Source organism: Prochlorococcus sp. MIT 0801 (assembly GCF_000757865.1).
GTDB lineage: Bacteria > Cyanobacteriota > Cyanobacteriia > PCC-6307 > Cyanobiaceae > Prochlorococcus_B.
The window spans coordinates 1,604,297-1,617,745 of record NZ_CP007754.1 but is presented as its reverse complement, the minus strand read 5'-3'; the positions used below and the strand labels follow the sequence as shown (position 1 = coordinate 1,617,745).

Here is a 13,449-nt window from a genome sequence, read left to right as displayed (position 1 = left end):
TCTATTTTGTTTGAGAGAAAGCAGTCTCTTTCTCTATTCTGTCTTGGCAAGTAGAGCAAAGAATATGGCCTTTCTTTTTCCAAAAAGTCTTTGTTGACCTTTCGATATTTTGTCCACAGCCAAGGCATTTAAAGAGTGGACTCATTTATTACTTAATATTTTTTGTATGATTAATTATCATACTATTTTAGTCTGTCATAAAAGATACAATATCTTTTGGGTAGTAGTCTTTTTTTTATAAATAAAATTGAATAATTTAATTAACCTGAAAAAAGCATTTTTGGATACTTGTTCGATTTATTTACTTTGTTATAACCTGACTAGCTTGTTTTTAGTTCATGTCTTTCGAGAGACTAAGCAAAACTGAAATAGTTCATGGCAGGATTGCAATGACAACTGTATTATTTGTTTTATTCCTAGAAATAGTATTTAAAATAAATATTTCTTAGATACTATATCTATTTAATTAATTTTTTTAAGGAATACTCAAGTTAAGCTACTTTCAGGAATAGAGAATCTTTTATTCGCTTAATTTCTCCATCTTTCCATAACCAGATAATAGGTTCTTTAGACTTTGCTATTTGTAGATCAATTCTATTTTCAATACTTATAGGATTAAATTCTGTTTTCGCCTCAAATTGTTTATCTCTGATTGCCTGATTGATAACAATACTTCCATCCTTTCCAGATATTGATCTATGAAAAGTACCTATAGGTATTTGTAGTGCACCCATGAATCTATTGAGATAAATTATATGATGAGGTTCATCCCAAAGAGGATTTAATAGCGTGAAAATCCTATCTCCCTCAAGTACCAGATTATTATCTGTTTGATGATAGTGTACATAATATTGCTCGAAGCTATTTAAATCAGGTGGTGAAGTTGCTCCTCCTCTATGAATAACAACGTCACTACCATTTGAATCTTGAACACTGGCATCTAAAAAAGTTACTTCAGGAGTCTCTCGAAAAATATTAACCGGTACAAAATTGAGTTTCATTAAAAATTTTATTTGTACCGAATATTACGTGAATAAATGTATCTAACTGTATTAATTGATTCACTTTGATCGAATTAATTATCTTTGAGGCAAGAGTAATAGTATTTAAATATACTAAAAGCCATCAAATATGATTTGTTTTATTTAGCTCACAAAGCAATTAATGATACACAAGATTATAAAAAATATTTATAAATTTAACCATAATAAGCTATTAGGTTATGACTAAATCAGGCATTAAAAATAAAAAACTCTTGGTTGACTTGATGGTCAAAACCTTTAAATCTCTTCCCGAAACAGCGATCACTTTTTCGAACATAAAAAAAAATTAAACGCATAACCTACGATACCTTTTTGAGATACTTTGCGAGCGGATTATTTTTATTATCTCATGGTCTTCTGGTTTTAGATCATCTAGGAATAGGAGCAGCTCTTCATGGCCTTGGTGAAGTATTTTTTGCTCCTTGGGCTATTAAACAGAAAGCATGGGACTTGGTTTTTATAGCTTTTTTGTTTGGCGCCTTTGATCTTTGGGGAACTTTGAAATTAGGATTTAATTAGTAAATTTATTAAATTAATAACTTTTTTCTTTAAAAATAGAGGGAGGTCAAAACCCTTCCCAGTAGTTGTGACCTCCCTACAGAAAACTTTGGAACGGGTTTTCTGATAAAACAGTTATAGTTAATTTACTTAAATAAGTTAAGACATAATTGATACAGAATTAAAAATCTATAAAAAATTAAAGTAAGTTTTGAATTTATTTGCTTAAAGCTTAATTAGTATAAATTTTTTTTCGTTTAACTTTCTTTAACTCATGCATACCTTCTATTTGTTGGTAAACAGATTGAAGTTGGTTGCAAATGTGCTCAGTATTCTCTACTTTGTCTAATCTAAGTAGCATCTTCTCTATTTGCTCTTTGCAGTCTAGGAAGACATGGCAATCTATCGTCCCCGGCTCATATTGCATGTTAAATTTGAATAATGTTTACTTTTAAGGCATTAATTAAATTATATCTGTAGTGATTGATTCAATATGTTTGTAAGCTATTTCATTATTTAGTTTGTAAATAATAAAATTCAAATATATAATTAAAAACTATATTTAACTAATGGAAAGACTTTTTTTAATTCTTTCTCAACCCATTTCAGCTTTCATGGCTTCATGGATTCTCTTACTCATGATTTCATGACCACAATATTGCAAGTGCAATTCTTGAGAGCTTTTAGCAGATTTATTTTGAGAGTACTTAAGTCCTCTGTAAGTTAGTTCAGCCATTAGAAAAAATTGTCATTGTTCAAGTCCCCGTTCCATGGCTTGAATCTAACTGCGACTCGGATAGAGCTGAACGTTTGTAGATAATACACAATTCATTCTCAATCTGTTGAAGTTTCTTCAAAAATTATTATCAATTTAGATCAGAAACTTTTTGTCTTTTCAAGCATAAAGTCTGATTGGGTAAAAATTATTGCTTATGGACTCTATGGAGAGATGGAACAATCTTGTCTATATCTTGAAAAATAACTGTGTAAGAATATTTTTCTATTAATTAACTTGCCAGTCTGGAAATGTATGAGTCTCTTGAACCTGCATTTATCCAACCAGTTGCAATTGTTTTGGAATGAATTTTGTTAACTCTGCCTCTATGTATATGTGTCAATCCCGCAGGGAAAATAACTAATTTTCCTCTTTCAGCTGTCTCATGATGTTCCTGCCAGTGGAATTCTGTACCTCCAGATTCGACATCATTGCAATAGAGAATCCAAGCTAAAACTCTATGAACCGGTTCAGTTGCTTCTTCGCTAATCGTCCAGTCACAGTGCCATTTCTTAAATCCTTCTCCAGGGGCGTATCGTTGTATGTTGAAAATTGGATTGACAAATAGTGATTGTTCTGGGGAGCATTTACTTAAAAGAGGACGATCTTGGAGGTATTTTTGAAGCCCAGCATCGACTCCTCTTATAATGACCTCAGAGAGTGCAAATGCTTCTGGGTCAGTACGATCTATGGATACAAGGCTGATATCAGTTGAAATTTTTGCAGGTTCTGAATCATTATTTGATCCATTACTGAAGGCGATTCCATTGCGATGCAAGTCTGTGCGACGATCAAAAAATGACATCACACCATCAGCAACAGATTCAAAACCTTTATTCCTATAACTAGCTATTAAATTCATAGAATTTTTAAGGGTTTTTCGGGCTCTGGATACTTTAAATCCCTTGAAAGTACCATTTCAATAAAAATCCTATATGGACTTCTGCCCTCTTTTGGTTGGCTAGCGGTCTGTTTGATTTAGATGAAGTTGTTTTATTAAAAGGCTATAAATTAAGCTACAGCCTTATCTTTAAGAGATCTTAAGTATCTCTTCCTTTGACCGCTACCTTCAACTTCAAAATGCCAAGTAGGTTGTTTGTTGTCGGTTTTTTTTAAGTTAACGCCAGAATTGCTTGTGCTTAACTTCTTCTTAATCTGTGTATTCATGGGCTTATTAAAGCACATTCTCTAATTTTTTATGGTTCGGTCGTTACTTTCTCTTCTTGTAAATGGATACTAAAAAAGAGGCCCAGTTGAACCTCTCTTTGAAATTTAAAACAATTTTGACCTTAACCTATGCAATTCCTCGGTTCTTATAAGGGTCATCTCTGAAAGGCTGTGCCTCAAAACTTGGAGGTGAGTTATCTTTATAAGGATGAAATAGAGCATTTCCCATTGAAATGAGTAATTCTTGAAGCCAAAGAATTGTTTTTTTCATTGATTCCTCTGGGGGACATAACCATATATATAAGTTACGTGGAATATTTATACATCAGTAAAAACTCCTCTTGTTGGATTTTTAATTTTCTAGGCAATAGCAATCGAGCAGCTCTCGCGAATCTATTGGAAATAAGAAATTTTGATCTTATCCGATTCCTTGAGGTGAGGTTTTCGTCCGAACCTTAAACTCCCAAACCGTAATTCCTCCGTTTGCATTTATTGCAGCCAAGGCAGTGTCATCAGGATGCCAAGCGATTTGGCTTACAAGGTCACCTGCAAATGCACCACCAACTGGATCACCCTGACCATCTTTTTGGAGAAACCAAGAAAAAACTGAACCATCTCTCGCGCCAGAAGCTAAAAGCATCCCGCTATGTGAGAAAGAAAGGCATGAAATGGGTTCCGTATGAAGCATTAACTCTCCTGGTACAGTGCCCTCAGGACCATCGCCTTGAAAACTCCAAACCGTCACTCGATCACTACCCCCAGTAGCAAGGACTGTGCCGGTTTGATCAAAAGCTAGGTGGCTTGGTTTACCTGGGTAGCCTGTCATCTCTGAATCTTGATCAGTTGAACGACGCCAGAAATGAACAGAATTATCTTGGCTGCCGCATGCCACTATGTCACCATCTGGACTAAGCACCATAGATACTAGTGAGCCTCTCCATTCCAACTTTTGATTGATCTTGTCGTTTACGACATCAAAAAAAGTTACTTGGCCATAGCATGCTGTTGCTAATTCATTTGAATTAGACCAAGCAATCGCGCTGACAGTGCTGGGATGCTCCTCTGATCGCCAATGTTCTTGACCTTGATCATCAAAAACATAGACGTATTTAGTAAAAACTACAGCTAAAAATTTTCCGTCTGGGGACCACTTGATGTGCTCAACCCAACCTTTCCCAAGTTCTATAGTTTTAGTTGACGTACCCTCTTGGCTTTCCCATATATTTACATGTCCATCTTGGCCAGCAGTTGCAAAAGTCTTTCCATTTGGATGTATAGACATTGCGAGTAAGCCGCCTTTATGTATGTCTTTTATTTGCCAAATGAGCTTTCCAGATATTCCCTCAAATGCATAAAGCCCACCAGCGACGTCACCTACTAAAAAAGTTTTACCTTGTAGTGCCCAGCCGCAGACAATCGCGTAGTCGCTAGCTTGAGCAGACCAACTTTCATGAAGCATTCCCTTTGGACTAAATGCTTCTATACCAGACATTTATCAAACTCCTTTCTCATTTCTACTTCATCAAGATTTCTACCGATAAAGACGAGTTGGTTACGGCGAGGTTCATTGCCCCATTCTTTATCAGGTTGTGCTGTGAAGAGCATGTGTACTCCTTGAAAAACTATTCGCTTAGATTCACCCGCATAACTAATGAAACCTTTAGTGCGAAATATATCCACACCTTTCTCAGACAAAAGTCGACTTAGCCATCTATTGAGTTTTTCTGGATCTACGTTACCGTCTCGCTCGATAGCGAATGAACCTACTTCGTCATCATGTTCGTGTTCAGCTACCCAAACCCTCTCAGCTATTGGAGAAATTGTAGAGATGTTCTGATCATTATCTATATGGTCTGTAGAAGGAGTATTTACTTTCGTTAATTTCATATTAAATTCTTCAGCTGTATGTTGCGTGAATAGACCTATATCCCTTGCCTTATCAACATCTATGAAGAAGGACTTAGTCCCTTCGGATTGAAGTTGAAGGCTCACATGCTTGCCGATTGGAACCAAATCCCCTGGATTTATAAGTTGTTCTTGTTCTGCGTAGAGTCTCACGCATGATTCAGCACCTGTGTTAAGAGCTGTCTCGTCTTTACCTTGATCTAATAACTGGACGAGAGACATTGTGGGGTCTGGACCTTCTTCGAGCGTAAGTTCATAGCGACCTTTTTCAAGTGAAAAAACACCTGTCCACTCAAATGGGTATTCTGGTTCAAGAAAAGTTGGACGACGCTGAAGTACTTGATCTAAATCAAAAGCACTTAGATTTAGCACAGTATCAATTGAGACGTCTGCTTGTTTACTGCGTATGACACGAGCCATACGATTCATATCGCGTAGCCGTGATTCTAAGTTGTCGAGTGATTCATCTGAAACTAGATCGGTTTTATTTAGGACAAGGACGTCAGCAAAGGCAACTTGCTCCGAACTCTCATCACTTCGACCAAGTTGTTGCTCTATATGGGCTGCATCAACAAGTGTGACTATTCCATCAAGTGAAAACTCCTCACGGATTTCATCGTCCATAAAGAATGTCTGAGCGACAGGACCAGGATCAGCAAGGCCAGTAGTTTCAACTAATACATAGTCAAATTTGTCTCGCCTCTTCATGAGGTTTCCAAGTACACGAATAAGATCACCCCGAACGGTGCAGCAAATGCAACCATTCGACATCTCGAAGACCTCTTCATCAGCATTGATGACTAATCCTTGATCAATACCAACTTCACCATATTCATTTTCAATAACAGCTATTTTTTTACCGTGTTCTTCGCTCAAGATTCGATTAAGTAGAGTAGTTTTTCCAGATCCTAGGAAACCAGTCAATATGGTAACCGGTACTTTTTGCTTAATGCTCATTTCTTTAACTAATAATGTGAACAATGAGAGTTGTCAAAAGAAATATCAGTTAGCCAATTCTCTTGTATTCCCAATAAATCTAGGGACTTTGATTCAAAATCATCTAGCTCAAAATAATTGTATGGAACTTTTAATCTTACTGTATTTTTTCCATTTTCTTTCTTAAGCGAATGATTTGAAAATTGAAGTTCTTTTAAATTGTCATCGAAGTCAGTTGAGATAGTAAGTTTTAAGATTTTATCTCTATCCCATGGCGCTTTATCCATAAAACTTGCCTGATCTTCCCAGTGTTGTCTATAGGCGTTAAACCCTTTAGTTGGAAACATTTTTGTGTCAATACTGTCTGCATTTTATCAATGTAGACAGGATTGTATTTGTAAAAGTTAAGGGTTAGTTAAATCATTCCATTTACTCTCAAGTTCATCACCCTCTTTCTCGTCACATTCTCCACCAAGTGAATCCACAATTGTACATGTGTTGTGTACTGCTACTGAAACAGTATTCCCCTCTAGCATTAGACCATCAACAAAGATCTGATTTCTTGCAATAGGGGTGGAAGTTTGTCTGCTCAGATTTTTCAATAGCTTGGAAGGAGGCTTTTGCTCAGCGAATAATACGTTCACGTTTTCTTCTTTCAACTCAGCTATTACCGTTGAAATAGTCTCTGGTCTAAGGCTGGAAGAATCACCAAGGAAATCTAATAGACTCAAAGTCTTCAAGCCAAATGCATCTCCGTAATATTCCATCGCTTTGTGCTTAGAAACGATTGTCCTTCGATCAGTAGGAATTGTGGCAACTTGTTTTTGAGTCCATAAATCGAGATCTTCCAAAATAGAATTAACGGCTTCAGTCCTCTCTTTTAAAACTTTTTTTGTTTCTCTGTCAAAGAAGGAAATTTTCTTATTGATATTTTTAGAAATGACATTTCCCATCTTGATGATGTTATGAGGGTCATGCCAGATATGAGGATCTAGCCCACCATGGTCATGGTGATGATGGTGATCGCCTTCATCTGGGACTTGAGCAATCGGTTCAACATCGTCGCCTGAAATATCCTTAAAGAAATGTTCGTCGGCTTCAAATTCAAAAGGCATATGCTCAGTAAAGAATGCATATTTACCAGCTTTTTTGATTTCTACAGTAAATGTTGTGGTATCTCTCTTTTCATTGAATGAAAGAAAATAAGCTTTTTCCTGCGCAACAAGTTTGTCATTATTGCGTTTGGTTTCTGAATTCTTAGAACCTAATAATTCTTTAGCAAGCTCTTCTGATGCTTCAATATCACCAGAGTTGAGAATAACCATTTTCATTGCAGGATCAGCATAGTCTCCATCAACTTTGGCAAAAGACCATTTGTATGTTCCTGCTGAAAGATCAAAAACACCAGCCCATTCAAAATCTCCTTCTCCGTGGCTATCGCTATGATCATCATGGTCATCATGATCGTCATGTTTAGCAGCTGAATGATCATCGTGGTCATCATCCTTAGAAGCTGAATGATCATCGTGATCGTCATGATGATCGTCTATTTCTATTGCACTTACGCCGACAACAACAGTTAAAGGATTATCTAACCATTTTTTCATTGCAGGGGTCATCTCTGAACCAAGAGTAAATACTTGGTTTGCACTCTTTAGTGTTTGAGCTTGCCTTGGAGTGATTTTGACATCATGAACATCTTGTTTTCTATCAATTAAGCAGGTTACAGGTGTTGAAGGTGGTGCAATCGCAGAAACGACATCGCAGACTAATGGCTCTACGGCAACAATTGGTTTTGAATTTGCCTGTGCACTTTGATTAATTCCAGAAAATAAAAATGCTCCAGCAACAAGAGAACTTTTGAGAAATGTTTTATTGATTATGGGTTTAGCCTTTTTGGACTGATTAGAAAAATTCGACATCAAGAATATTTAGCGTATCTAAAACGATAATCATTTTCATTTGGTCTTGGCAAGTATATTATGTTTCTTGTCAGCAAATCCTCTAATTGATGTCTAGTTTGATTGCTGAAAATGTGACATATTCCTATTCGAGTAAAATCAAACCTGCTTTAAGCAAGGTTTCTCTTAAGCTTGAGCAAGGTACTTTGACTGCTCTTGTTGGTCCCAATGGTGCTGGTAAGTCCACATTATTAAGCTTGCTGCAAGGAAGTAGTAAGCCGGATCAAGGAGAAATTACTGTTGACGGAAAACCACTTAGAAATAATCGATCTCAAGTGGCTTTAATGCCTCAGAGGGGGAAGCTTAATTGGAATTTTCCAATTACTGTTGAAGGATTAGTTTCTTTAGGTCGAGTCAATCATTCGAAATCAACTTGTTGTGAATTAGAAGCGGCTCTTCAACGTGTTGGAATATCTCATTTAGCAAAAAGGCGACTTGATTCTTTATCCGGTGGTCAGCAACAAAGAGCATTACTCGCAAAAACCTTGATGAATCCTGCCGAAATATTTCTACTTGATGAACCTTGTGCCGCATTTGATCCCCCCGCAAAGGAAGATTTCCTATTAATCATCCGTCAGTTAGCTGATTCTGGATTGACAGTGTTCGTCAGTAGTCACGATTGGGGAACATCATTAAATGCTTATGACAAGGTTGTTGTTCTAGATAAGATTATTTTGGCTTCTGGTAACCCTGAAGAGGTGCAGGAAAAACTTAGTTCAATTAATTATCTGAGATGGAAAATATAGTTGTGTATTGATATTTATGCAATTCGATCAAGCATTCAATCCTTGGGAACAATTTTGGCAGAGGCCAAAGTATTCAAGAGTATGAAACAACAGCTCAAATTTTTTAGAGGCTTTCTGGGGTATGTGCATTGTTTTGACGGGGCATCCCTGCAATCGAGTAGTTTCCCCGCAGCTTACGCAAGTTAAATGATGAATATCTCTTTCAACTGGGGCATAAAGGACCTCGCCGTTAGGGAGGTGTCTCGAGCGGATCAAACCTTGCTTTACTAACACTTGCAAGTTCCTATATACAGTCGTCAGACCCATTGCCTTTTGACCATTATGAAATTTTCTATGCAGTTCTTGTCCACTCAACTCATCAGGACATCTCTTGAGTTCATTGAGAAGTTGTTGCTGTCTCTTAGTTATGTCAGGCTTGCTTGTATTCATTAGCAAGATCTTAATTTGATCTGTCTAACTGACCATACTAAATCATTTGCTTAATGTCTTTTATCAATACAAATTGGTGGATCATTCCTCTTCTGATAACTTCTTTTTCAGGAGTGCTTTGCCCTGCCATGGGAACTGTATTGATAACTCATAAAAGGCTTCTTCAAGTAAATTTAATTTCACACTGTGTTTTGCCAGGACTTGCCTTGGCTATGGCGCTTGGGATTGACCCATCTATTGGAGGTGTCTTAAGCGGATTAGTGGGAGCTATTGCAGCAGAGAGTTTGACAAATAAAAAAAATCAAAATTATGAAGCTGTAATGAATACAATTCTTGCTGGTTCGATGGGACTTGGTGTTTTGCTTATACCTCTACTTGGAATCAGGATTGATTTGGAGGCTGTTTTGTTTGGAGATTTATTAACTTCAAATTTGAGCGATTTGTTAAGAACTTTGATTGCGTTCTCGGCATTCATTTGCTTAATGCTTTTTGGTTACGACAAGCTTGTTCATATTGGTTTAGACCCAGAAGGAGCTGCTTCAAGTGGCGTTAATGTGTCTTTTTTAAATTTAGCTCTGGGATTTACCACTGCACTTGTCATTGTGAGCTCAATGTCAGCAGTTGGGGTCATCCTTGTGATTGCGTTACTCTCAACACCAACTTTGTTGGGTTTACAGAAAGCTAGATCTCTGAGGGTTGCTATGGTTCGATCTTCCATATTTGGATTAGCTTTATCGATCATTGGTTTTTCGCTTGCTATGGTTATGAATTTGCCTCCTGGCCCTCTTATTAGTGTTCTTTGTGTAATTTCATTGATTTTGCTACCAAACAATAGATAGATTTATTTTTACTCTTAATTGCTTCTAAGAGTTGCTTTGTGGATGGATGAAAAGAGATAGTTTCTTAAAGATCAAGAAATCTAAAAATGGTAACGATATGTTTTTGAATTCAATAAAATATTAATTACTTGGATATTTTCCACCCTTTCATTGATTAACTCATGAAGAGAACGCAACTCAATGTAAGTATTGACCCAAAACTTTTAGAAAAGATTAAAGAGAGTGCGAGGATTTCGGGAAAATCATTGGTTAGTTATGTCTCTGATTGTTTTGTTAATCAAATAGATAATATACCTGTTGAATCGATAGATTCTCGATTTCACACGATTGAACAAAGACTGCAATCAATAGAGAAGAAACTTGACTTTCCTAATTATGCAAGCCATGTCACACCATCTTTTACACCTCATGAATTGCAGAATTTCAATGAATTCATTAAAGCTGTTTTCAGCAAAGAGTTAAAAAGGAAGGGATATAGATCAATGAAAGAAGCATGGAATGATTTTATAAACCATATAAATTGTTTTGAACAATGGAATGAGACATGTTCTTTTAGGCTTAAAGAGTCTCTTTTTATTGAACATGCTGATCCTTTAACAAGCGAAGAAATTAATCACCTCAAAGAAGGAGACGTATGTCCTCAACCAATTCGAACAGGAATTATTAATTGGATCAACAATTCAGATAAAGGAGAATGTTGTTGCTCCGATAAAGAGTTCCCTTCACAGGAGCAAATTTGCGAAAAGGGTTCAAAGTTAGTTGAAGATATATATTCTTAGACCAATTAAGATCACTTTTTGAAAGTTAATTAAATCCTGATTTGTTACAAAACAGGGGGATGAATTTATTCTTTTTTAGATATATTGCCAAGAACTTTATACCACAACTTTAAATTCTTAATTACTTCAAGATTAGTTAGGGTTTATATGGATTGCACAAGGCATCCATAATTTACCCATCTTATGGACACCATTGCATCCGATCTTTTTGGCTTCGATCTCTGCCTGAGCTTTGGTTGGATATGCATATATATTTTTTGAAGACGAAGAATTAGAACGATTGATTGACTCCTGAAGAGCATTGTTTTCTGGACTCCATACCTTTAGACCCATGGTTGTTATTCCGGCAGAAAATATTCCCATACCGATTATTGATGCATTCAATACTCCCATGGCTACAGCGCCAATAGAAACGACACCCATGGGAACAATTCCAATGCTAACAATCCCCATGGGAACAATTCCAATGGAAATGAATCCAAGTGGTGCTATGCCAAATGCAATTTTTTTTGGTTTGCTTCCACAATGCGAAGGACCTTCGATCTCTTTTTGATTAGTACTATTGTTGGTTGTCATTTATTGTTCGAAAATCTAGTGATGATGGTGATGTTCATTTCTTGAGTTGTTATTCTCTTTATCTTCATGAGCAGAATGACTTTTACAAGGCATCCATTTGTCACCCATTTTATGAGCTCCAGTGCAATTGAAATCCTTGGCTGCTTTTTCGGCTTCTATTTTTGTCTCAAAAAGAGAGGGAGTACCTTGTGTTTGACTATTATCTGAACATCCTATTAGTGAAAATGATAAAGAAAGAATAATTGTGGAGAGAATAGGCTTAAGTTTGTCCATTTATCTAGTTTTAGCTAGTAAATCTAGTCTTTAGCTTAATCAAGCCTAGAACTTTGTCATTGAGTATTTCAGAAAAATTAGAACAGAAAAGTAATTAAATCATCCAACTATCCTTTATTTCTTCTTTGTGAGACTATATTTTGATGGAAATTGATTTTCAGCTTTTTTCTGGCAAAGACTAAAAAAAATTCTTTGTATCTAAAGACACATATTTAATGCCTTTAACAAGCCTGAGAAGTTATCTTCATGACACATGAATAGTTTTGCTAGTTTTGCTAGTTTTGCTAGTTCTTTAGACCTATGAGGCTCTTTGCTCAATTACTTTCAATCCCTACTGCCTTAGGTTTCATGGCTCCAATGGCTGTTGAAGCAGGAAGTGAAAAGAACAAAGGTCATCATGATCACCATGGTGGTCACATGAATATGGGAGATTCATATCCTTCAACTATGTTTATGGGAAAAACAACTTTTGTTTTGGGTGGAATAGATGGCGTAAGTGATTCTGGAATGGGTGGAATGGGTGGAATGGGTGGAATGGGTGGAATGTCTACTTCTGAGGACAAGGATGGGACAGTTTTTCACTACGATACAAAGTTAATGTTTATGACCAGTTTCACAGGTCAAGACATGCTTAAAACTGCTGTTCGGATAGGTAATTTTGGCATGATGGAACCCTTCGGAATGATGGGTGAGGCAAGATTAGATACTGCTTTTAGTAGTAGTGATTCGTTGGAACTTCACAAGGCTTATTATCAGTTTCCTTGGGAGATGATATTCAAGTAACTTTTGGTCCCAAGCTTCGTCAAGATGATTTACTTGGTGTGTGGCCAAGTGATTACCCAAGCGATGGAGTTTTATTTGTACTAAACCAGGCAGGGGCCAATGATACTTATTCCAAAAAAATGGGAGCGGGTGCTGGTATTACTTGGTCTCATGACAAATTAGTTGCTTCTGCTCTCTTCGTTTCAGAAGACGCATCAAATTCTTCGATTGGTTTTTTAACTGATGAAGGTAAAGATCACATAACGACTCAGTTGGCATGGGTTGATGATAAATTTACTCTTGCAGCGGCCTATACCCAAGCGGATAACGGGAATACTGATAATTCTCCTGATGTGAATGATTACTCGTCTTATGGAATTAGTGGTAGCTATCAATTCGGAGACGACTACAGCTTGAGTGCTGGTATTGGTTGGAAGAATCCTGAAAACGAGGATAATCCTGATACTGCAATGAATAAGGTGGAGGATGGCAATACATGGTCTGTTGGCTTCCTATGGAATGATGCGTTTATTGAGGGAAATAAGTTTGGATTTGGTATTGGAACAGCCGAAACTCATAGAGATGACAGTGGTTATGATGATCCTTTGGCTTGGGAAGCTTTTTATGATTTTACGGTGAACGATAGCGTCACAGTTACTCCAGCTATTTTTGTTATTGAACAAGATGGTAAAGAGGACGTTAATGGAGCTTTGGTGAAAACCACTTTCGAGTTCTGATGCTAATGTTTGCTTATACTTTG

Annotated in this window: 20 protein-coding genes; 7 read left to right on the top strand and 13 right to left on the bottom strand. The window is 36.7% G+C overall.

Annotated features, from left to right (window positions below; translation table 11 throughout):
- Position 1: 1 nt before the first annotated feature.
- Positions 2-145, bottom strand: coding sequence for a hypothetical protein (locus EW15_RS11395; protein WP_197049678.1), 144 nt, complete (start codon positions 143-145; stop codon positions 2-4).
- A 193-nt stretch (positions 146-338) separates the two neighbouring features.
- Between EW15_RS11395 and EW15_RS11705 the strand changes: the two genes are divergently transcribed.
- The gene (locus EW15_RS11705; protein ID WP_156095779.1) at positions 339-449 is read left to right on the top strand and encodes a chlorophyll a/b-binding protein; all 111 of its coding nucleotides are present in this window, start codon (positions 339-341) and stop codon (positions 447-449) included.
- 42 nt (positions 450-491) lie between these two features.
- Here the strand turns inward: EW15_RS11705 and EW15_RS08750 are convergent, their stop codons facing one another.
- Positions 492-1,001 (bottom strand): hypothetical protein, encoded by a 510-nt coding sequence (locus tag EW15_RS08750; protein ID WP_038654205.1) that lies wholly within the window; start codon positions 999-1,001, stop codon positions 492-494.
- Positions 1,002-1,355: 354 nt separating this feature from the next.
- Here EW15_RS08750 and EW15_RS08745 point away from each other — a divergent pair, with 354 nt between their 5' ends.
- Positions 1,356-1,562, top strand: coding sequence for a hypothetical protein (locus EW15_RS08745; protein WP_011295386.1), 207 nt, complete (start codon positions 1,356-1,358; stop codon positions 1,560-1,562).
- Between the two features lie 574 nt (positions 1,563-2,136).
- Here EW15_RS08745 and EW15_RS10950 read toward each other — a convergent pair.
- The 8 genes from EW15_RS10950 to EW15_RS08715 form a co-directional block, all read right to left on the bottom strand.
- Positions 2,137-2,277, bottom strand: a complete 141-nt coding sequence (locus EW15_RS10950) for a hypothetical protein (protein ID WP_156095778.1) — start codon at positions 2,275-2,277, stop codon at positions 2,137-2,139.
- Between the two features lie 271 nt (positions 2,278-2,548).
- Positions 2,549-3,178, bottom strand: a complete 630-nt coding sequence (locus EW15_RS08735; protein WP_038654200.1) for a 2OG-Fe(II) oxygenase — start codon at positions 3,176-3,178, stop codon at positions 2,549-2,551.
- A gap of 149 nt (positions 3,179-3,327) precedes the next feature.
- A complete protein-coding gene (locus EW15_RS11390) occupies positions 3,328-3,483 on the bottom strand; it encodes a hypothetical protein (RefSeq protein ID WP_197049677.1) in 156 nt (51 codons plus the stop codon).
- A 127-nt stretch (positions 3,484-3,610) separates the two neighbouring features.
- On the bottom strand, positions 3,611-3,754 hold the full coding sequence (locus tag EW15_RS11385) for a hypothetical protein (RefSeq protein ID WP_011295192.1): 144 nt from the start codon (positions 3,752-3,754) through the stop codon (positions 3,611-3,613).
- A gap of 147 nt (positions 3,755-3,901) precedes the next feature.
- On the bottom strand, positions 3,902-4,975 hold the full coding sequence (locus tag EW15_RS08730; protein WP_038654198.1) for a WD40 repeat domain-containing protein: 1,074 nt from the start codon (positions 4,973-4,975) through the stop codon (positions 3,902-3,904).
- Positions 4,963-6,345, bottom strand: coding sequence for a GTP-binding protein (locus EW15_RS08725; protein ID WP_038655481.1), 1,383 nt, complete (start codon positions 6,343-6,345; stop codon positions 4,963-4,965). Before EW15_RS08725 ends, EW15_RS08730 begins: the two co-directional genes overlap by 13 nt.
- A gap of 8 nt (positions 6,346-6,353) precedes the next feature.
- Positions 6,354-6,671 carry a hypothetical protein gene (locus EW15_RS08720; protein ID WP_038654196.1) on the bottom strand — a complete coding sequence of 106 codons (318 nt, stop codon included), beginning with the start codon at positions 6,669-6,671 and terminating at the stop codon, positions 6,354-6,356.
- Positions 6,672-6,728: 57 nt separating this feature from the next.
- Complete coding sequence (locus EW15_RS08715) at positions 6,729-8,246, bottom strand: metal ABC transporter solute-binding protein, Zn/Mn family (RefSeq protein WP_038654194.1); 1,518 nt, start codon at positions 8,244-8,246, stop codon at positions 6,729-6,731.
- Positions 8,247-8,335: 89 nt separating this feature from the next.
- On the opposite strand from EW15_RS08715, the gene EW15_RS08710 reads away from it, so the two are divergent.
- Positions 8,336-9,031, top strand: coding sequence for an ABC transporter ATP-binding protein (locus EW15_RS08710; protein WP_038654192.1), 696 nt, complete (start codon positions 8,336-8,338; stop codon positions 9,029-9,031).
- A gap of 27 nt (positions 9,032-9,058) precedes the next feature.
- Here the strand turns inward: EW15_RS08710 and EW15_RS08705 are convergent, their stop codons facing one another.
- On the bottom strand, positions 9,059-9,460 hold the full coding sequence (locus EW15_RS08705; protein ID WP_038654190.1) for a Fur family transcriptional regulator: 402 nt from the start codon (positions 9,458-9,460) through the stop codon (positions 9,059-9,061).
- A 53-nt stretch (positions 9,461-9,513) separates the two neighbouring features.
- Here EW15_RS08705 and EW15_RS08700 point away from each other — a divergent pair, with 53 nt between their 5' ends.
- Both EW15_RS08700 and EW15_RS08695 read left to right on the top strand, forming a co-directional pair.
- Entirely contained in the window at positions 9,514-10,299 is a 786-nt protein-coding gene (locus EW15_RS08700; RefSeq protein WP_038654188.1) for a metal ABC transporter permease, read from the top strand.
- 161 nt (positions 10,300-10,460) lie between these two features.
- On the top strand, positions 10,461-11,078 hold the full coding sequence (locus tag EW15_RS08695; RefSeq protein ID WP_038654186.1) for a hypothetical protein: 618 nt from the start codon (positions 10,461-10,463) through the stop codon (positions 11,076-11,078).
- Between the two features lie 132 nt (positions 11,079-11,210).
- Here the strand turns inward: EW15_RS08695 and EW15_RS08690 are convergent, their stop codons facing one another.
- On the bottom strand, positions 11,211-11,654 hold the full coding sequence (locus EW15_RS08690; RefSeq protein ID WP_038654184.1) for a GLTT repeat protein: 444 nt from the start codon (positions 11,652-11,654) through the stop codon (positions 11,211-11,213).
- A 15-nt stretch (positions 11,655-11,669) separates the two neighbouring features.
- Complete coding sequence (locus EW15_RS08685; protein ID WP_038654182.1) at positions 11,670-11,927, bottom strand: DUF3721 domain-containing protein; 258 nt, start codon at positions 11,925-11,927, stop codon at positions 11,670-11,672.
- A 300-nt stretch (positions 11,928-12,227) separates the two neighbouring features.
- Here EW15_RS08685 and EW15_RS11510 point away from each other — a divergent pair, with 300 nt between their 5' ends.
- Positions 12,228-12,710, top strand: a complete 483-nt coding sequence (locus tag EW15_RS11510) for a hypothetical protein (RefSeq protein ID WP_225866560.1) — start codon at positions 12,228-12,230, stop codon at positions 12,708-12,710.
- Positions 12,689-13,426, top strand: coding sequence for a hypothetical protein (locus tag EW15_RS11505; protein WP_225866559.1), 738 nt, complete (start codon positions 12,689-12,691; stop codon positions 13,424-13,426). The genes EW15_RS11510 and EW15_RS11505 overlap by 22 nt, the downstream gene beginning before the upstream one ends.
- The last annotated feature ends 23 nt before the right edge of the window (positions 13,427-13,449 follow it).